Annotated in this window: 20 protein-coding genes and 1 pseudogene; 7 read left to right on the plus strand and 14 right to left on the minus strand. The window is 43.0% G+C overall.

The features are described 5' to 3' along the window. From WAK81_RS08600 to WAK81_RS08625, 6 genes are all read left to right on the plus strand, one after another. Window positions 1-1101 (plus strand): PD-(D/E)XK nuclease family protein (locus WAK81_RS08600; RefSeq protein ID WP_422196480.1); only part of this gene is annotated, 1101 nt, incomplete at its 5' end. A gap of 54 nt (window positions 1102-1155) precedes the next feature. Beyond that, window positions 1156-1641 (plus strand): NUDIX hydrolase, encoded by a 486-nt coding sequence (locus tag WAK81_RS08605; RefSeq protein WP_422196481.1) that lies wholly within the window; start codon window positions 1156-1158, stop codon window positions 1639-1641. A 4-nt stretch (window positions 1642-1645) separates the two neighbouring features. Further along, window positions 1646-2785 (plus strand): tRNA 2-thiouridine(34) synthase MnmA, encoded by a 1140-nt coding sequence (mnmA, locus tag WAK81_RS08610; RefSeq protein WP_422196482.1) that lies wholly within the window; start codon window positions 1646-1648, stop codon window positions 2783-2785. Between the two features lie 7 nt (window positions 2786-2792). Next, on the plus strand, window positions 2793-3524 hold the full coding sequence (gene hflD / locus WAK81_RS08615) for a high frequency lysogenization protein HflD (RefSeq protein WP_005107369.1): 732 nt from the start codon (window positions 2793-2795) through the stop codon (window positions 3522-3524). Between the two features lie 54 nt (window positions 3525-3578). Then, window positions 3579-4967, plus strand: a complete 1389-nt coding sequence (gene purB / locus WAK81_RS08620) for an adenylosuccinate lyase (protein WP_422196483.1) — start codon at window positions 3579-3581, stop codon at window positions 4965-4967. Window positions 4968-5056: 89 nt separating this feature from the next. After that, window positions 5057-5704, plus strand: coding sequence for a DUF2238 domain-containing protein (locus WAK81_RS08625; RefSeq protein ID WP_422196484.1), 648 nt, complete (start codon window positions 5057-5059; stop codon window positions 5702-5704). A 66-nt stretch (window positions 5705-5770) separates the two neighbouring features. On the opposite strand, the gene WAK81_RS08630 is transcribed toward WAK81_RS08625, so the two are convergent. The 11 genes from WAK81_RS08630 to WAK81_RS08680 all read right to left on the minus strand — a co-directional run bounded on the left by WAK81_RS08630 (window position 5771) and on the right by WAK81_RS08680 (window position 17447). Continuing rightward, a complete protein-coding gene (locus tag WAK81_RS08630; protein WP_422196485.1) occupies window positions 5771-6010 on the minus strand; it encodes a hypothetical protein in 240 nt (79 codons plus the stop codon). A gap of 57 nt (window positions 6011-6067) precedes the next feature. After that, window positions 6068-6499 carry a hypothetical protein gene (locus tag WAK81_RS08635; protein ID WP_005246808.1) on the minus strand — a complete coding sequence of 144 codons (432 nt, stop codon included), beginning with the start codon at window positions 6497-6499 and terminating at the stop codon, window positions 6068-6070. A 108-nt stretch (window positions 6500-6607) separates the two neighbouring features. Then, window positions 6608-7570, minus strand: coding sequence for a protease SohB (gene sohB, locus WAK81_RS08640; protein WP_422196486.1), 963 nt, complete (start codon window positions 7568-7570; stop codon window positions 6608-6610). Between the two features lie 151 nt (window positions 7571-7721). Beyond that, entirely contained in the window at window positions 7722-8636 is a 915-nt protein-coding gene (gene pstB, locus WAK81_RS08645; protein WP_348939731.1) for a phosphate ABC transporter ATP-binding protein PstB, read from the minus strand. Window positions 8637-8649: 13 nt separating this feature from the next. Continuing rightward, window positions 8650-10041: a phosphate ABC transporter permease PstA gene (gene pstA, locus WAK81_RS08650; protein ID WP_422196487.1), complete on the minus strand. Its 1392-nt coding sequence runs from the start codon at window positions 10039-10041 to the stop codon at window positions 8650-8652. Continuing rightward, window positions 10041-11420, minus strand: coding sequence for a phosphate ABC transporter permease subunit PstC (gene pstC, locus WAK81_RS08655; RefSeq protein ID WP_422196488.1), 1380 nt, complete (start codon window positions 11418-11420; stop codon window positions 10041-10043). Before pstC ends, pstA begins: the two co-directional genes overlap by 1 nt. A 104-nt stretch (window positions 11421-11524) precedes the next feature. Continuing rightward, a complete protein-coding gene (locus tag WAK81_RS08660) occupies window positions 11525-12556 on the minus strand; it encodes a substrate-binding domain-containing protein (RefSeq protein WP_420937145.1) in 1032 nt (343 codons plus the stop codon). A 460-nt stretch (window positions 12557-13016) separates the two neighbouring features. Then, a complete protein-coding gene (locus WAK81_RS08665; protein ID WP_422196489.1) occupies window positions 13017-14054 on the minus strand; it encodes an MFS transporter in 1038 nt (345 codons plus the stop codon). 50 nt (window positions 14055-14104) lie between these two features. After that, entirely contained in the window at window positions 14105-14293 is a 189-nt protein-coding gene (locus WAK81_RS08670) for a hypothetical protein (protein WP_422196490.1), read from the minus strand. 244 nt (window positions 14294-14537) lie between these two features. After that, a complete protein-coding gene (locus WAK81_RS08675; RefSeq protein ID WP_422196491.1) occupies window positions 14538-16070 on the minus strand; it encodes a pyridoxal phosphate-dependent decarboxylase family protein in 1533 nt (510 codons plus the stop codon). Window positions 16071-16073: 3 nt separating this feature from the next. Continuing rightward, window positions 16074-17447 carry a diaminobutyrate--2-oxoglutarate transaminase gene (locus WAK81_RS08680; RefSeq protein WP_422196492.1) on the minus strand — a complete coding sequence of 458 codons (1374 nt, stop codon included), beginning with the start codon at window positions 17445-17447 and terminating at the stop codon, window positions 16074-16076. 474 nt (window positions 17448-17921) lie between these two features. On the opposite strand from WAK81_RS08680, the gene WAK81_RS08685 reads away from it, so the two are divergent. Continuing rightward, entirely contained in the window at window positions 17922-18626 is a 705-nt protein-coding gene (locus tag WAK81_RS08685; protein WP_422196493.1) for an SIMPL domain-containing protein, read from the plus strand. 43 nt (window positions 18627-18669) lie between these two features. Here the strand turns inward: WAK81_RS08685 and WAK81_RS08690 are convergent. The 3 genes and pseudogenes from WAK81_RS08690 to proB all read right to left on the minus strand — a co-directional run. Then, window positions 18670-18921, minus strand: a pseudogene (locus WAK81_RS08690) (GNAT family N-acetyltransferase); the annotation flags it as partial. Between the two features lie 16 nt (window positions 18922-18937). Beyond that, window positions 18938-19195, minus strand: a complete 258-nt coding sequence (locus WAK81_RS08695; RefSeq protein WP_422196494.1) for a hypothetical protein — start codon at window positions 19193-19195, stop codon at window positions 18938-18940. A gap of 118 nt (window positions 19196-19313) precedes the next feature. Beyond that, on the minus strand, window positions 19314-20321 hold a 1008-nt coding region (gene proB, locus WAK81_RS08700), incomplete at its 5' end, for a glutamate 5-kinase (RefSeq protein WP_422196495.1).

Consider the following 20321-nt stretch of genomic DNA (forward strand, 5'->3'; position numbering starts at 1 on the left):
GATAAATTCCTTAAAGCATTCCTTACTGAAGCATTAAAGGGTGAATCTTTAAAAGGTGGATTAACTTCACTTCAGATACTTCAAGCAGATCTGCGTGATACACAAGTTAAAAGGGAATGGAATAATATTGATATTTTGCTCCTCTCACCAAAAAATAATTTTGCATTTGTGATTGAAAATAAATTTAAATCAAAGCAGTACAAAGGTCAGCTAAAACAATATATCGATAAAATTAAAAACATTTATAAGGATGATTATCCTGATCTCATAATCAAAGGTATTTTTCTAACACTACATAATGAAGAACCTGAAGATCTCTCATATGCGACAATTGGTTATGATAATATCTGTGAAATTTTACCTAGTATCTTAGATATCCAAAATACATCAACTTCGCTTCAAGTTAAAACGTTTATCGAGCATTATATTGATACATTAAAAGAGGCTACAGGCATGAGTGAACATGCGAAAGAAATGGAAAGGATTGCGAAATCATTATATCGACAGCACCAAAAATTAATTGATTTTATTTGGGAACATGGTAGCTCGAACGAATTTAATTTAGCTCTCGACGAACTGCTTGGTGAAAACTGGGAAGATAAAAACAAATTAACCATTAAAAATATTGAAATTACTGAGTTCTGGAGCAACGGAAATCTTTTTTGTTTTTTACCACTTTCATGGTTAAAGATACTAAAAAACTGCAATAGCTCTTGGGATGGATGTGAAAACTGGTGGAATACATATCCATTGATTTGTTGGATTGAACTCAGAAATGGTGAAAATACTAGTGGAACACTCCGTCTTTTCGCAGAGGTTGGACCTTTAAACAATTATGAAGACCGTTTAAGTATGATCAACTCTTTAAAAAAAATATCTGAGAACGAAAAACTTAGTCAAATATCGTTCCAAAAAACTGCAACCGATCACGGTTCAAAATACTCCAAGTTTTTCAAAGGAAATACTATTAAGATTGATGATGTCCAAGATATTGATGAAATCTCAAGAAAAGTTTCAAAACTATTTGAAAACTTTGAATTATGTTTCGATAAAATTGCAATTGCATTGAAACACTTCAAACAAGATAGATATTCTACATAGCCACACCCCCCAAAATTTTATACAATAGTGCATCATTTTCCATGGTGCTGCTTTATGACCGCTTGGACTGCTCACGTCACTGTCGCGACCGTCGTTGAAAAAGACGGAAAATTCCTGTTTGTAGAAGAACATACAGAAGGTGTGACACACACAGTATTTAATCAGCCAGCAGGTCATGTAGAATGCGGTGAAACCATTGTCGAGGCCGCAATTCGTGAAACCATGGAAGAAACCGGACATACGGTTGAAGTAACCCATCTATTAGGGATGTATACCTATACCCCGCCGATGTTCCCGGATCGTACTTATTTTCGTTTCTGCTTTTTAGCCAAATCGATTGCCTACGACCCAAATGCCACTTTAGATACAGACATTGTCGGTGCAGTCTGGATGACTTTAGATGAGCTGCAAGAGTCGGCTCGTGCGCGTAGCCCATTAGTGATTAAAGCCATTCAAGATGCCCTGTCAGGTCAAAAATATCCTTTATCGCTCATTTACGAGCACCAAAACTCTCCCTTAATTTCAAATTTGGATGCCTAATCCTATGCAACAACGTGTCATCGTCGGAATGTCAGGTGGTGTAGATTCATCTGTTTCTGCTGCCCTTTTACTTCAACAAGGTTATCAGGTTGAAGGTCTTTTCATGAAAAACTGGGAAGAAGATGACGGCACAGAATATTGCACGGCGATGGATGACCTTGCCGATGCTCAGGCCGTTTGCGACAAAATTGGCATTAAACTGCATACTGCAAACTTTGCCATGGAATATTGGGATCGCGTATTCGAACATTTCTTGGCGGAATATGCGGCTGGCCGTACGCCTAACCCAGACATTTTATGTAATAAAGAAATTAAATTCCGTGCCTTTTTGGATCACGCAGTGAATCTGGGTGCAGACGTTATTGCCACAGGCCATTACTGCCGTCGTGGTGAAACCATGACCAATTCACGTGGTGAAGAATATGCACCGCTACTTCGTGGCGTAGATAACAACAAAGACCAGACTTACTTCCTGCATGCCGTTCATGGTCGTGAAATTAACAAGACCCTGTTCCCTGTCGGTGAAATTGAAAAGCCACAAGTCCGTAAAATTGCAGAAGAATTGGATCTGGTCACGGCCAAGAAAAAAGATTCGACTGGCATCTGTTTTATTGGTGAACGCCGATTTAATGACTTTTTAAAGCAATATTTACCTGCTCAACCGGGAAAAATCGTACTGGAAGACGGTAAAGAGGTTGGTGATCATCACGGCTTAATGTACTATACGCTCGGTCAACGCGGTGGCATTGGTATTGGTGGTATGAAAGGCGTTGCTGAAGGTGCCTGGTTCGTATTGCATAAAGATATCGAAGGCAATCGTCTGGTGGTCGGTCAAGGCCATGAACACCCACTCATGCAAAGCACCATGCTTTGGAGTGAGGCGATTGACTGGGTTGCAGGTGAGCAGGATATTCCTGAAACAGGTTTCCGCTGTACTGCCAAAACCCGTTACCGTCAGACTGATCAAGCATGTACTGTGTATCAAGATTCAGAATCACCGAATGGTGTTCGTGTTGAGTTTGATGAACCTCAACGTGCAGTGACCCCGGGTCAAAGCGTGGTGTTCTATTCAGGTGAAGTTTGTTTAGGGGGTGGTGTGATTCATCATACCAATGCGCCTAAACCTGATTTTATAAAAGGATGAATTCGGCATGACGGAGTTACCATTTCAACCAGCCACAACGTTGAATACTCGTCAAAATCGTGCTTTGGCATTAGCGGGTGTGTTTCAGGCCACCCAGCTGACCCATATGACCGCATTGACGGGTCAGCAAAGCATTGGTGAAAGTGGTAACTTTTATTTTGAACAGTTGATTAGAGCCAGTCTTAATATCCGTCCCGGCAGCAATCAGAATGCCCAGACCCTGGACTTTTTTAATCAGCTGGCCGATATTTCCTTAGGTTTGAAAACATTAGAAAGCAGCATTATTCAACCCTTCAATACTTCTCCAAAATCCAGAATTCCAAAACTTTCCAGTACCAAACTTCCCATGAGCTATGCGATGGCACTTCTTCAGTTAGAAAAGAAGGTCTATAGCAACCCCAAATTTGTTGAAATTATTGAACAGTCCCAACAGAAAATTCTCAGACAGCTCTCCTTCTTCGATAATAATTACCTGCACCCCAGCATCATTGCCAATCTCGCTCAAACCTATGTCGATACGGCCGGACAGATTAATCCGCGCATTATGGTGCGTGGTAATGCCGAAGCCTTTAAAGATGCTGGACATACCAACCGCATTCGTGCGTCCTTATTTACCGGTTTGCAAATGGCGCACCTGTGGCGACAGCTCGGTGGCAGCTCTTGGGGCATGGTATTTGGCAAACGCAAGTTGCTACAAGATATTCAGAATCTAGCGCGTTTACAGTTTCAGGTGGTTTAACTGATGCTGCACGTGTTTCGTTTTACGTTTAATTCCAAAATCTAAGGAATCGATATGAACGCTTTAACTGCACTTTCTCCATTAGATGGACGTTACGCGAGCAAATGTGATGCTCTACGTCCCTTTCTTTCTGAGTTTGGTTTAATCCATGCTCGTGTGACTGTTGAAGTGCGTTGGTTACAAGCGCTTGCAAACCAACCGGAAATTACTGAAGTACCGGCGTTTTCAGGCGAAACTAATGCAGCGCTTGATGCGATTGTGAGCGATTTTTCTGAAGATGATGCCAATCGTATCAAAGAGATCGAACGCACCACCAACCACGACGTTAAAGCGGTTGAGTATTTCCTGAAAGAAAAAATCGCCAATATCGATGAATTGAAAAATGCGGGTGAATTCATTCACTTTGCATGTACGTCTGAAGATATTAACAACCTATCACATGCCCTCATGTTGAAGAGTGGTCGTGATGTACTGGTTGCATCTATGCAGCAAATCATTGATTCAATCGTTGCGCTTTCTGAAAAGCATGCAGACCAGCCAATGCTGTCTCGTACACATGGTCAAACTGCCAGCCCGACGACTTTGGGTAAAGAAATGGCGAACGTGGCTTACCGCCTTGCACGTCAAATCAAACAGTTCAAAAATGTTGAGCTACTGGGTAAAATCAATGGTGCAGTCGGCAACTACAATGCGCACTACTCTGCTTACCCAGACATCAACTGGCCTGCGCATTCACAAGCATTTGTCGAATCTTTGGGTCTAGACTTCAACCCGTACACCACGCAAATCGAGCCACATGACTATATGGCAGAATTGTTTGATGCGCTGCGTCGTTTCAACACCATTCTGATCGACTTTAACCGTGATGTTTGGGGCTATATCTCTCTTGGTTTCTTCAAGCAAAAACTGAAAGAAGGTGAAGTCGGTTCTTCAACCATGCCGCACAAAGTCAACCCGATTGACTTCGAAAACTCTGAAGGTAACTTGGGTATTGCAAACGCGGTACTTGCACACCTTGGCGAAAAACTGCCAGTTTCACGCTGGCAGCGTGACCTGACTGACTCTACTGTGCTTCGTAACATGGGTGTTGGTTTTGCGCAAAGCTTAATTGCTTTTGAAGCTTGCTCTAAAGGTATTGGCAAACTTGAGTTGAACGCTGCACGTATCAATGAAGATTTAGACAATGCGCAAGAAGTATTGGCTGAACCAATTCAAACTGTGATGCGTCGTTACAACGTTGAAAAACCATACGAAAAACTAAAAGCCCTGACTCGTGGTCAAGCCATGACTCGCGATATGATGGTTGATTTCGTAAACGGTAACGAGTTAGAAGCTGTTCCCGCTGCTGACCGTGCACGTTTAGCGGAAATGACCCCTGCATCATATACAGGTAATGCTGCTGACCAGGCCAAACAAGTGGCTGAGCTGATTGCTAAAATCTAATTTGCAATAAGACGAAAAGGCGAAGCTCAGGCTTCGCCTTTTTATTTATAATGTGTTTTATTTTAAAAAAGATATTTCATAATAACGACATGATTGATCATCGACTTTCCGCCAAACATTACGCAAGCCTGGGCATTTTAATTCTGGCGATTTTGCTTGCCAGTATTCGTCCTTTAGAACTGGAAGCTTATCTCTTACATCAGGCAGGCACAGTCTTCATGATCATCATGCTGCTCATCTGCCTGTATAAAATAGGGCTGAATTTTTTAAGTTTTAATTTATATATTCTTTTTCTGATTGTTCATGTGATTGCTGCGCACTATCTGTATTCTTATGTGCCCTATAACCAGTGGATTGAACAGATTTTTGACTTTAATCTGAATGAAGCGATGCACTGGTCACGCAATATGTTCGACCGATTTGTTCATCTGGCCTACGGATTATTACTTTATCCAATTTTCCATCGCTTGTTTCAGGTCTGGTTACCGCAGCAAAAACCTGTCGTCATTTTCTTGCTCGTGCTTCAGTTTGTGGTGGCCAGCAGCATGCTCTATGAATGGCTGGAATGGCTGATTGCCATTGGTTTATCTCCTGAGGAAGCTGAAAACTATAATGGACAACAAGGGGATATGTGGGATGCGCACAAAGACGTCTTGCTTGCTACGATTGGCGCGGTGATAACAGGCGGTCTGCAGTTGATATCGACCAATAAAAAAGCCCACCGAAGTGAGCTTTAAAATTCATTCAAGATTAATTGAATTAAAGTTTTGGATCACGCATTTAATTACATGCATATTTTTCACTTATAAAAGTGGGCAATATCGCATCCAATCATCTTTCATTTTTTGCAGTTCATTCCCCGTCAACATCTCACTGTAATAAATGAAATAGATTGCATCAGGATATTGAATCTCATGGCGGAACATCATGCCACGCAGTGACACAGATAACTCCTCAGGAAAATCATCCTCTAAATAGAGTTCTTCAAATTCATAATTAAAATAACAGTTTTGCGTTGCAAGATATGCTTCAGCTATAGCCATGTTTCTGCTCTAACAATAAAATATGCTTTATTTTATCTGATTAGTTTCAGCGATGGTTTACATTTCATTCGGTTCAATCCATTGAACAAACTTAGATTCTGACAAATGTGGATATTTGAACTTATCTAGATATTCAAAGCAGGCCTTTTGGCCTTGAGGAATTTTATCCAGATGCTTATCGAAGAATAAATGCCGACTATATTGAGCGCCATCAAAGCGAATACTCACACGTTCAAATTCGTTACCACCTCGAACTTTATGCATCTGATAAAACTGCACAACACCACATTCCTTCGATGGAATAACAGGTGGATCATTGGGCTTTAGAAAGCTATACAGCAGAAAGATACAAACGCCGGGTAGAAAACTCAGCCAAAACAAAACCTTCTTAGAATCATCCTGAGTTAATTTTGCTTCAGAATAAAGCATACATAACATCGGAATAAATACGATACTAAAAAACCCAAGCAACAAAATAAACGTGAGCATATGAGCCTAGACTCAATCAAAGTGCTTCACTTATATCATAATAATATGATTTCAAAAATAAAAAAGCCCACCGAAGTGAGCTTTAAAATTCATTCAAGATTAATTGAATTAAAGTTTTGGATCACGCATTTGCACCAGATTTGCATTGGCTTTACTTAAGCTTTCCATGACTTTATTCATGACAGTAGGTACGAGTGAATCAGCAATTTGCGCTGCTTGCAGGCCCAGCTTTTCACCCAAACTTGGTTTCTTGCGGGTCTGGATAGAATAGATATCATGTTGGGTCAACAAGTTGAGTAGGTATTCATCTGAGGTTTGCAGTTTATCCACCAGATTTAGATCCAAAGCATCCCGACCATACCAATGCTCACCGGTTGCCACTTTTTCAATATTCAGCTGCGGACGATACTTCTCAACGAAATGTTTGAATAAAGCATGGGTTTGCTGTAATTCTTCTTCAAACTTGGCCTTACCCTCTTCAGTATTTTCACCAAACATGGTCACGGTACGTTTGTACTGACCTGCGGTATAGAGTTCAAAGTCGATTTTATTGTCTTTCAGCAGACGGTTAAAATTGGGTACTTGAGCAACTACACCAATTGAACCGACAATCGCGAATGGTGCAGAAATAACTTCATTAGCAATACACGCCATCATATAACCGCCACTGGCCGCCACTTTATCGACACAGATAGTTAAATGGAAACCTGCCTCACGTAAACGTACCAGTTGAGCTGCTGCAAGTCCATAACCATGTACCATGCCGCCCGGACTTTCCAGACGCACCACCACACGGTCACGGCCGGCTTTAGCTGTAGCCAGAATCAAAGTGATTTCTTCACGCAAGCCTTCTACTGCAGAAGCCGCCATATCGCCTTTAAAATCGAGTACATAGATTTTTTGATTGGTTTTCTTACGCGCACGCGCTTCTTTTGACAGTTGTTGCGACAACTGTAAGAGTTCCAGTTTAGAGCCAGTAGTTTGCGCTATTTTTTTTCGTTGTTCATTGATACGCGCATTGAGATGACTAATACGGATTTCAGCGGACAGTTTCGGAGTATGAAATAACATAAAAAATCTATTCTCTATTTAATTCGGATTTATTCCTTTAGATTAGGTCAATTTCGGTTTTTTTCAACTTTATTTCGAGAATTATTACGATTATCACCATCTGTTTCACCTATAAAAAAAGAGCCTTGCGGCTCTTATTTTATATAGTGGATTAACCAAAACGCCCTGTAATATAAGCTTCAGTCAACTGATGATCCGGCTGGGTAAAGACTTTCTCGGTCGAGTTGACTTCAATCAGATCCCCCAGATGGAAATAAGCGGTACGATCCGATACACGCGCAGCCTGTTGCATGGAGTGAGTTACAATCGCGATGGTATATTGCGTAGATAGCTCAGAAATCAGTTCTTCCACTTTGGCAGTTGCAATGGGATCAAGTGCCGAACACGGTTCATCCATCAGGATCACTTCCGGACTGACTGCAATGGTACGCGCGATACACAGACGTTGCTGCTGACCACCCGATAAACCTGTTCCCGGCTGGTTTAAACGATCTTTCACTTCTTCCCACAAACCAGCTTTACGCAAGCTGCCTTCTACAATTTCTTCAAGATCATACTTGTCACGTGCCAAACCATGCAGCTTTGGACCATAGGAGACATTATCGAAGATTGATTTCGGGAATGGGTTCGGCTTCTGGAAAACCATACCAACCTGTGCACGTAGCAAGACCACATCCAGGTTTGGATCATAAATATCCTGATTATCCAGCATCACTTTACCGGTTACACGGCAGCTATCAATGGTATCGTTCATGCGGTTTAAGGTACGCAAAAAGGTCGATTTACCACAGCCTGATGGCCCAATAAAAGCAATCACTTCATTTTCATAAATGTTCAGGTCAATGCCTTTAATCGCTTCCGCTTCACCATAGTACACATGCACATCAGAAGTACTAAGTTTCACATTCGTCGACTTCGCATCTTTTTTGCTGCTGCTTTGCGTATCGAACTGGGAAACAAACGGAGTTGCTGGCTTTTGTGTCGCCTCATCCGAGGTGAATTGTGTCTGTTGTGGATTCACGATTTGATCCTTTTCTAAGGAATTTTGAATAACAGTTGTGTTCATGATTCTGCCCCTATTACCAACGGACTTCAAATTTCTTACGTAACCAGATGGCCAAGCTGTTCAAGCTGATCATCATGGCCAGAAGTACAATAATTGCTGCTGCAGTACGCCCTTCAAAGAAGTTACGCAATTCATTGCCTTGCCATAAGAAAATTTGTACAGGTAAAGCCGTTGATTGGTCAAATGGTGTGGCTGGAACGCTGGCAACAAAAGCACTCATCCCGATTAATAATAATGGTGCGGTTTCACCCAAAGCTTGTGCAACTCCAATGATTGCGCCCGTCAAAATACCCGGTAAAGCCAAAGGCAAGACATGATGGAATACTGTCTGGATGCGGGAAGCACCCAAGCCCAAAGCTGCCTGACGAATCGAAGGTGGAACCGCTTTAAGTGATGCACGTGTGGTAATGATCACGGTTGGCAAGGTCATCAGACTCAGTACCAGACCACCCACCAATGGTGCTGAGAGTGGCAAATGCATCCAGCCAATGAAGATCGCTGCACCCAATAGACCGAAGACAATCGATGGTACGGCTGCCAGGTTGTTGATATTGACTTCAACTACATCGGTAATCCAGTTTTTCGGTGCAAACTCTTCCAGATAGATCGCGGAGGCTACCCCGATTGGAATCGAGATAAAGATCACGATCATCATCATGAACAGCGAGCCCATGAAGGCACCTGCCAAGCCTGAAGTTGCCGGTGAGCTGCGTGAGTCAGGACTAGTGAAAATATTGGTATTAAAACTGTTTTCGATTACACCAGCGGCTTTCATGTCGTCCGCCACCTGACGTACTTCAGGACTGAGCTGCTGCTGTTCATCTGGAAGATCACGGTCAATATTTCCTGCCAGCCAGACATCGACATTGGCATCCGCCAGAATTTTCACTTCCTTGCTTTGACCGACCAGACTCGGATCATTCATGACCATGTCTCGCAAGCGGTACGCCTCAGAACTGGTATATAAATAACCCAGTTCATCACGCTGGCTTTCCAGCTTGCTGTCTTTGGCGATCATGCCATTGATAATCAGCGCATCCCAATCCACCATTCCGACTTCAGTTTGCCACGCGATAAAGCGATCTTCAAACTGTGCTGGAGATTCTCCTGCAGCTGGCTTTGGTTTTGGACCAATATCCACAATGGCAGGATCGAAATGAATCGGCAAACTCATGCTGCTTTGCCAGAATGCAGGCAAACCTTTGGATAAAATACTACCGAACAGCAATACCACAAAGAACAGACCTGCCAGTACCGCAGAGAAACCAAATAGACGAAAGGTTTTTTCTTTACGATGACGTCGTGCCAAAGAGCTTTGAATGGTCTTCTTACGCTTTTCACGCAGCTCGGCGGCGATGGATGGATCAATACGCTGATCCACAGGCGTTGTATTTGAAGTACTCATTAGTCGTATTGCTCACGATATTTACGCACGATGATCAGTGCAACAATGTTCAAACCCAGGGTAATGACGAATAGCGTCAGTCCTAGCGCAAAGGCTACCAGTGCTTGTGGACTAGCAAAATCAGTATCGCCAGTTAACTGATTGACGATGGTAATCGTGACCGTGGATACTGCTTCAAGCGGGTTGGCATGCAACTGCGGACTGTTCCCGGCTGCAAGAACCACAATCATGGTTTCACCAATCGCACGTGACGCCGCCAACAGGAACGCACCGATAATACCTGGTAGGGCTGCGGGTAAAACCACCTGACGAATCGTTTCAGATTTGGTCGCCCCCAAGCCCAAAGAGCCGTCACGTAAGGCACGCGGCACCTGAGTGATGATGTCGTCTGACAAAGAAGATACGAACGGAATAATCATGATACCCATCACCAGACCGGCGGTCAGCGCGCTGGTGGCATTAATTTCGAGTCCGACCAGAGCACCCATACTTTTAAGGAATGGACCGATGATCATCAAGGCAAAGACACCATAGACAATCGTAGGAATACCTGCCAAAACTTCAATCGTGGGTTTTGCCCAAGAGCGGAATCGCGGGGAAGCATATTCTGCCAGATAGATCGCAATCATCAGGCCAACCGGAACTGCAACTAAAAGTGCGATCCCGCTGACCATGAGCGTACCCCATAGCAGAGGCAATAAACCATAACTGCCTTCAGCACTGCCAGAAGTGCTAAACCCCGGGTTCCATTCGGTACCAAAAAAGAAATCCAGTGGACTGACGAAGCTGAAGAAACGCATCGCCTCGCCAAACATCGACATCACAATCCCGAGAGTGGTCAGAATCGCCACACCTGAACACAATGCCAAGCCGATATTAATCATTTTTTCGACTTGGTTACGCGCACGGAATTCCTGGCTAATATGTTTCTTGGCCCAGACCAGACCGGCCAGTGCAGCTGAAATCACCACTGCCAATTTGGCAAACGTACCAATGGTCGAGAATTTCGCCAGCTGTTCTGCGGCTGCGACTTCATAGGCTGCAGGTGTATCACTAACCCCAAAACCTGAGGCGAGTGCCTGAACGCGATCAATCACAACGCTCAAACTTGCCGGATCTAGACTGGCCGAAACATTTTCTGGCAAATGGTTGAGTACCACCTGCTCCAGAAAAGTGGGTTCCACCATATTCCAAACAATCAAAATTAAAAACGCAGGGATACCACACCATAGTGCAACCAGGGCACCATAATATCCGGGACGCGAGTGTAAGTTTGCAGAATTGCTTCCCTTACCTGCTAAGCTACGGCTTTTACTTAATCCGATTTGATAGGCTATGGCCATGATGGCCAATAACACACCTATAAGTAGCAGATTCATGTATTCTCCACTGTTTTTTCAATTTTCATGGTTTGAAAAAACTTGTTTATCGCAAAAAGCCGATGGTAGGTTGACCCTACCACCAGCGTTTTCAAAATCATTTATTACTTCACTACAACCGCTTTACCAGCCTTGAAATTTGCCAGAACTGCTGCACGTTCTTTATCCGACATTGAAATCAAACCTGCTTTTTCCAGCTTAGAGCCTTTGCCAGATACTTTCTTGTTCAGGAAGTATTCTGTGAACTGCGGTAAGCCTTTGATCGATTTCAAGTGCTCGCCTTTCACGTAGAAGAACAATGGGCGTGATACCGGATAAGCACCATTCAAGATGGTCTTTTCAGAAGGCGCTACATTGTTCACCGTAGCAACACGTAGACGGTCACGGTTCTGGTCATAGAAACCTAGGCCAAACACACCTACCGCACTTGGAGAAGTCTTCAAACGTGCCAATGTTTCGGTATAGTCACCGGCAATCTCAACCACACGGCCATCTTTACGGAATGTCGTACAAGCTTTTTTCTTGGCATCTTTGTCTAAAGACTTAATTGCAGCGTACGTTTCACAACCTGCATCCACCATTTTCTCCTGGAAGACTTCGCGCGTACCATGATTCGACGCAGGAATTACCAGGGTGATTGGTTCATTTGGAAGTGCTTTGTCAATTTGGTTCCAACGCGTGTACGGGTTAGCGACCATTTTGCCATTTGATGGAAGTTGTGCAGCAAGTGCAGCGAAGACATGTTGTGGACGCAGTTTATAAGCCGCTTTGTTAGCATTCGATGCAAATACAATACCGTCATAACCAATTTTGATTTCTAGGACTTGGTTAACGCCATTCTTTTTACATTCTGCCAGCTCTGTACTCTTGATTTGACGCGAAGAGTTTGCGATATCAATCGTGTTATCACCCACGCCATTACAGAACTGCTTTAAACCACCTGAAGAACCGCCTGAACCGACTACTGGTGTTTTAAACTGTGGAAAAGTATTACCGAATTCTTCCGCCACGATACTGGCATATGGAAGTACAGTTGAAGAACCTGCAATTTGAATGGTGTCACGAGCTGCGTGCGCAGTCGTTACAGCAGCTGCCCCGGTTACTGCTAATGCTAAAGCTATATTTGTAAAGCGCATTCTAGTATCTCTCTCATTTATGCAAATTTGGAGTACACCACTTTTTATTCAGTTTTGTACTTCTTTCGATACCTGCATTTTGATTTTAGAATATGACAGATAAGTTACAGCTTTATTACGATTTAGTGATTTTTAGTCTAGCGGTTTTTTCTTGATTAAATTTTTATGGATTTCAATGATTAAGTTCTTTATGTCATCCAGTTGAATAAAAAAATTTAGACCAATGACATGTAACAATTTTTATAAACCCGAACTCCAGATAAATCCTGCTCCCCAGTTTTACATAAGGCTATGACAAATTAATAACAGGCTAAACGGGATTCAGATCTTCCGTGTTTTTGTTGTGAATTTCGATCTGGGAAATGACCTTTTTTTGTTTTTTAAGCCCACAAAAAAAGGAGATCTTTCGATCTCCTTTTTATTTAAATACAGAATTTCAATCTAACTACATACAAAAATACTATGCATCTACCTGAACCTGTGGAATACGATATTTAATCAGGAATACGCAGCAAAGAGCTAATACTAAAGGTACGCCGAGCGCATAAAAATAACCTGAAACACCATATTGCGTGAGTACAATTCCGCCAATGGCTGATCCTAAAATTGCACCCATACGTCCCATTCCAATTGCCCATCCTGTTGCAGTTGCGCGAACTTGAGTTGGATATGCCGCTACCACCAAGTAATTCAAAGCCAATTGCTGACCACCAATTCCAAATCCTGCCAATGCAATCAAAGCGAAGATATAGCCCCACTGATTACTTTCAATAAATAAACCTAAACCGGCGACGATCACCAATCCTGTAATTAGCATAAAAGTGAGAATTTTAGCTGTATTTAATTTAGGTAGCCAATAAGCTAATGGCAAGGCAAATAAGATAAAGGCAGCATTTACTGTAACGGATGCATAAGGCGCATTTTCCGGTGCCAATCCTGCCTGTTTCAATACAGTCGGCAACCACGATAACAACATGAACCACGCAATCCAGTTAAAGAAATAAGTACCCCATACGCCAATGGTAGTACGAGCCAAATTATTTTGAAACAAGATCGCCAACTTGGCTTTTTGTTGTTGTGTCTTATTTGGCTGAAGTAGGTCTTTAGCTTTAATCTCGCCAATCCCCGGAGAAATTTTATTGAGAATTTTTTGAATTGAACTCAAAGAGGAACTTTTATTGTTTTGCGCTAAATATTCCAAAGATTCAGGCAACAAAAAATACATGACAAACAGTAATAGCAGCGGGAATCCACCGCCAATCAAATAAATCCCTTGCCAACCTAGCACTGGCAAAATCTTGACAGCCAGTAAACCACCTAACATCGCCCCTGCTGGCAAGGCTAACAACACGCCTGTGGTAACTGTGCCTTTGAAACGTTGCGGAGAATATTCGGAAGCCAATGCAAGCAACACAGGTGTCGCTCCACCCATCCCCAATCCAGCAATAAATCTCAATACTAATATTTGATCAACATTCGTCGCATACGCAATAAACATAGTTGCTAGAGAAAAAATGGCCGTACATATGATTAATGTTTTTCGACGTCCTATTTATCCCCTACTAGCCCTAAGAGCATTGCACCTATCGTCATTCCGACGATACCTGCAGTTAAAATCGGTGCTAATGCGCCTGTTTCTAAATCAAAGTGTACTAGCAAGGCTAGTGCAGTAAATGCAACAGCTTGGGTATCAAAACCATCAAAGAATGCAATCAGAAAACAAAGTGCAATGACCATCTACTGATATTTAGAAATTCCTTGATCAATCACTGTTTTGATGAGTGATTCTTCTTGTATATTTTGCCCCATATTCCCGAGTTTTCCATTTTATTTTGAATAGCTTATAATTTTGAAAAAAATGCAGCAAAGACTTAAAAGGTATATTTATATATTGAGGCTAGTTTGATCCTGGCATCTAAAACCAAAATTTAATTATAAAAAAAGGAGATCTTTCGATCTCCTTTTTTCACACCACAATCACTTATGCAATGGGGGGCGTGTAGGTACCATCAGCGATTGAATCTTTGATACGATCCGCTTCTGCAAGCACTAATGCCAGCAAGTTCTTCACATTATCAAGCGTTGCAACCGGGCTTAAAGTCGTCATTTTCAGAGACTGAACCTGACCAACTTTCGTTACACCAATGTTCGCTTCACCACGTGCAAACAGTTCGTCTGCTACGTTTTGGTTGAGCGTATCCAGCAATTCAACCGGATAGCCCGCTGGAACCACACGGAACAAGACAGACGCGAATTGAGGCTCAAGCAGAAGCTCCAGACCATCAGTCGCTTTAATGTAGTCTGCCACATCACGCGTTAAGCCAACACCATGGTCGATCATCGAACCATAAAGCTCTTCACCTAATGCTTCCACCGTCATCCACAATTTCAAGGCATCAAAACGACGCGTCGTTTGTAGCGACTTAGATACTAGGTTAGGAACACCATGTTCTTCATCATAAGCTGAGTTCAGATACTCAGCTTCATAATGCATGAAACGGTAGTTCGCTTCATCTTTTAACAAGAACGCGCCACAAGAAATGGTCTGGAAGTAATGCTTATGGAAATCAAGCGTGATTGAATCTGACAACTCAATCCCATCCAGCATAGAACGATAGTCATTGGATAGAATCAGTGCACCACCCCATGCCGCATCGATGTGCATCCACGCGCCATATTTATTGGTGATTTCACGAATTGCTTTCAATGGATCAATCGCGCCAGCATCCGTTGTACCCGCAGTCGCTACCACACATGCCACGATCTTGCCTTCAGACTGAAGGTGCGCCATGGTTTTTTCCAGTGCGTCTACGTCCATCTGTGCATTTTCATTCACAGGAACAGTGACCACTGACTGGAAGCCCATGCCCATCATTGCCATGTTCTTTTGCACAGAGAAATGTGCATTTTCAGAACAGATGACTTTGACATTACGCATCGCATCCGCAGGAATACCATCACGCTGAACCGACCACGGATTACCGTTTTCGTCTTTCCAGTTTTTCGCGATGCAAGCATCACGCGCAAGCATCACGCCCATCAAGTTAGACTGCGTACCACCAGAAGTGAACACACCTGCCTGACCTGCGCCATAGCCCACTTTTTGACGTAACCAGTCAATCAGTTGAACTTCCATCAATGAACCGGCCGGGCTTTGATCCCATGAGTCCATTGACTGGTTGGTTGCGTTAATCAGCACTTCCGCGATCTGACTGGTCACCATTGTTGGACAGTGAAGATGCGCAAGTGAGTGCGGATGATGAACTTTCAAACTTTTATTGAGAAAAAGCTCAACCATACGCTCAAGAGATTTTTCTACACCCAAACCTTCTTTTGAAGGATTAAATGCAATCGCACTGCGTAGCTCTTTAATGCTGCCACCAGTGTACATTTTGTCGTTTTGCAACCATGCCGCAACCGCTTTGGTCGCTTGGTCCATGCCAGCCTGATAGTCAGCAATGGATGCAGCATCATTGCAGAGTAACGCTTTACGATGTTCTCCGAAATCTACCATGAATTATGCGCCTCGAACTGCAACTAGTGCTTCAGCAACCGATTTTTTGAAACGAGCAATTACTTCAACACATTCTTCTTGAGTAATGATCAACGGGCAAAGTAAACGAATCACTGTACCGTTACGACCACCTTTCTCAAGCAATAATTTATTGTTGAAACAAGCGGTTTGGATCGCTGCAGCCAACTGACCATCAGCAGGTAAAGACCCCATATGATCCGCATCTTTGCGCTCATCTACGATTTCAACACCGATCATCAGACCACGGCCACGCACGTTACCGATACATGGGAATTCAGCAGCCAGTTTTTTCAATTCAGCTTGCAGGAAATCGCCACGCTCTTGCGCATTTTGAGCCAGGTTCTGTTCTTTAATGGTATTGATCGTTGCAAGACCTGTACCCATCGCCAGTTGGTTACCACGGAAAGTACCGGTATGACCTGCTGGCTGCCAAGCATCAAACTTACGTTTAATACCAAGTACGGCAAGCGGCAAGCTACCACCTACGGCTTTAGACATCACCACAACGTCAGGCTCAATCCCTGCGTGTTCGAATGCAAACATTTTACCTGAACGTGCAAAACCAGCCTGAACTTCATCAAGAATCAACACGATGTTGTGTTTTTCAGTCACTTCACGGATTTTTTGCAACCATTTTACTGGCGCAGTTACCACACCGCCTTCACCTTGAATCGCTTCAAGAATTACAGCTGCAGGTTTGGTCACACCACTTTCTACATCTTCAATAAAGTTTTCAAAGTAGTAAGTCAAAGCATCAACACCCGCTTCACCGCCAAGACCCAATGGGCAACGGTATTCATGCGGATACGGCATAAATTGCACGCCTGGCATCAAACCGTTCACTGCATTTTTCGCAGACAGGTTACCTGTCATTGCCAATGCACCGTGAGTCATACCGTGATAACCGCCAGAGAAGCTGATCACCGAGCTACGACCGGTAAAGGTTTTTGCCAGTTTAATCGCGGCTTCGGTTGCATCTGCACCTGATGGACCACAGAACTGCAAGCAGTATTCTTCTTGGCCACCTGGAAGATAAGAAAGAAGTGCTTCAGTAAAAGCATCTTTTAAAGGAGTAGTAAGATCCAGTGTATGCAATGGTAAACCACTTGCAATCGTATCCTGGATACTTTGAATGACTGCAGGATGATTATGGCCTAAAGCCAACGTCCCTGCCCCAGCTAAACAATCAAGGTACTCAGTACCTTCAACATCGGTAACCCAGCAACCTTGTGCTTTCGCTATCGCTAACGGTAATTTACGTGGATAACTACGCACATTCGATTCCATCTGACTTTGGCGAGTCAAGTAGTATTCGTTTGTGGAATTGGTGGCAGGGTTTACAGAAGTAACGCTCATATCGAATTACCATCTCTGATATGGGTGAAAGAAATAAGTCTGGTGACGTTTGGTCCTTTGACTCGGCGCTTTATAAAGGTTCTAGCTAGCAGTTTTGTATTCGAATAACTAGGAGGCGGATGATACCGAATTTTTCAGGAAAATAAACAACTTTCAGTCACATTTTGTCCTAATCTTTATCGAAAAAAAACATCATGCTAATCCATCCCCTGAATCATCATCTTACAGTGTGACAGCAGAAAGAAAAGCGTGTTCTTTTATGCTTTTTTGTAGCGCAGGCGGTATTCAGGTAATCAATCTTAAAATTATTCATTAAATAGTTAATTATTAAAAATAAATATAAATTAAATAATGTGATAAAATTAAAGAAAATTTAACACTCTTACGACAAATATTTCGTAAAAAGATCACAATTGAGATTTAATATTTTAACAACGGCTTAGATGCCAATTTTAAGAAAAACAGGACAATTTCATGCGTCTCTTAGCACTTACCAGTTTGATCCTTGCCAGCACCCTCGCCACAGGCACATTTGCAGCTCCTGCTGAATCTCTGAATTATAATGTTGTTAATCTTTCAGCAGAGGCCAGCCGTGAAATCTCAAATGATGAAATGCATGCTGTGCTTTATATTGAAAAATCCAACAAACAGCCGGCTGAACTAGCCACTCAAATTAACCAGCTGATGAATCAGGCGATCGCCACAGCACGCAAATATCCAACTGTGAAAATCGAGACGGGCGCACAAAGCACTTACCCTATTTATGACAATGATAATCGAAAATTGAAAGAATGGCGTGGTCGTGCTCAGATTCGTCTGGAATCGAAAGATTTTAAAGCAACGTCTCAACTGATTGCCGAATTACAACAGCACTTCCAGACCCAGTCGATTAATTTCAAGGTATCTGACGAAAAGCGCAAAAAAGTTGAAAGCGAGCTGATGATTGAAGCCACCAAAAACTTCCAGCAACGCGCACAGGCACTCACCCAGACTTGGAACAAACCAAGTTATCAACTGGTGAACTTAAACCTGAATACTAACAATTATTCACCACAGCCAGTACCGCGTATGGCCATGATGAAATCTGCATCGGCTGATATGGCGGTTCCTGAGCAGGAAGTTGCGGCCGGTGAATCGCAAATGACCGTCAGCGCGAATGGGGCTATTCAGTTTAAATAAATTGTCCATAAAACTTAAAGCGACCTGATTTAGGTCGCTTTTTTTATTTTAGAATTTTATAAAATAATGTTGTGGCATCTAAACTCCCTGTATGGCTTAAAGCAAATTTTGGGATCAGACCTGCATATTCAAAACCAAATTTGCGATAAAGCTGCTCGGAGACATCGCCTGTGCGTGTATCCAGCACTAATAGACTTAATCCAATCTGTTTGGCATGTTGTTGCGCCAATTCCAAAAGAGTAAAAGCAATCCCCTGCTGCCGTGCTTTAGGATGCACCATCAATTTTTCAATTTCTGCCCGATGTAAAGCATTAGCTTTCGTTGCACGTACTAACTGTACTGTACTCTGTACCCACTAAATTTTCATTTAAAAAAGCCGCCCAAAGATAAGTTTTTTCCTTTTGAACATCCTGAGCAACACCTGCCCAATAATGTTGAAAATATTCTGCTGGCTCGTGCGGCAAAACCCCAAGTGATGCGCCATCTTTTACACAACGCTGAAATAGGTCTGCCAATGCACCTTGATATCCTTCAAGGCTGCTTAATAATCGATATGTAACGACTGTCATATTCGTTCTCCCCTTTCTTCTTACTTACTATCAAAATATATGCCATTTTTGTTTTTCTCATAAAAAATCCCGCTCGAAAGCGGGACTTTTTGAATCTCTAAACTTGAATCTGAATAACTTAGTAAATCGCCATATGATTGCGATGAATCATTTCCAGCGAACGCGCTTCACCCAAAACCTGATGAACTTTATCTGATGCCAGACCACGAACGATATCTGCTGAACGAGAACTAAAGTTGACACGACCAACTGCAATACGGTGACCTTGTGTATCGACACATTCCACTACATCCCCACGTTCGAAGTGACCCTCTACCGCTTTTACCCCTACAGGCAATAAGCTGCGATGATTGTCTTTAATGGCTTTTACTGCACCATCATCAATCACTAAACGACCTGCAGTTTGCAGGTGAGCAGCTAACCATTGCTGATGTGCTGTCATCCGGTCTTTGTCAGTGACAAACAAGGTACCTAACAATTCGCCAGACATTAGACGTGATAGAACACCATCACTGTCGCCGCTTGCAATTAAAGTCGGACAGCCAGATTTTGCCGCCAGACGTGCAGCACGAACTTTGGTCAGCATACCACCACGACCAAACTTACCACCGCCACCGGCCATATCAAACAGGCTCTCATCCATCGCACGTACGGTGTGGAACAGTTTGGCATCCGGATTCGAACGCGGGTCTGAGTCAAACATACCTTCCTGATCGGTTAAGATAATCAGAAGATCTGCATGCACCTGACCAGCCACCATGGCAGCAAGCGTGTCGTTATCACCAAAGCGGATTTCGTCAGTAGAAACCGTGTCATTCTCATTGATCACTGGAATCACACGCCATTCAATCAGGTGCTGCAAGGCATCACATGAATTGAGATAGCGACGACGATCTGCCAGATCATCATGAGTCAATAGTACTTGAGCAGTTTGAATCTGGTGTTTCTCAAGTACGCTTGACCAGGTATGAATCAGGCCCATCTGACCGATGGCAGCACAAGCCTGAAGACTGGGTAGATCGGTGGGTCGATTCTCAAGTTTCATTCGCACCATACCTTCAGCCACAGCACCGGAAGACACCAGAATAATCTCATGTCCTGCATTGTGTAGATCTGCGATTTGCCC

Origin of the sequence: Acinetobacter sp., from assembly GCF_049284435.1 — a bacterium.
In the GTDB taxonomy this organism is placed as follows: Bacteria; Pseudomonadota; Gammaproteobacteria; order Pseudomonadales; family Moraxellaceae; genus Acinetobacter.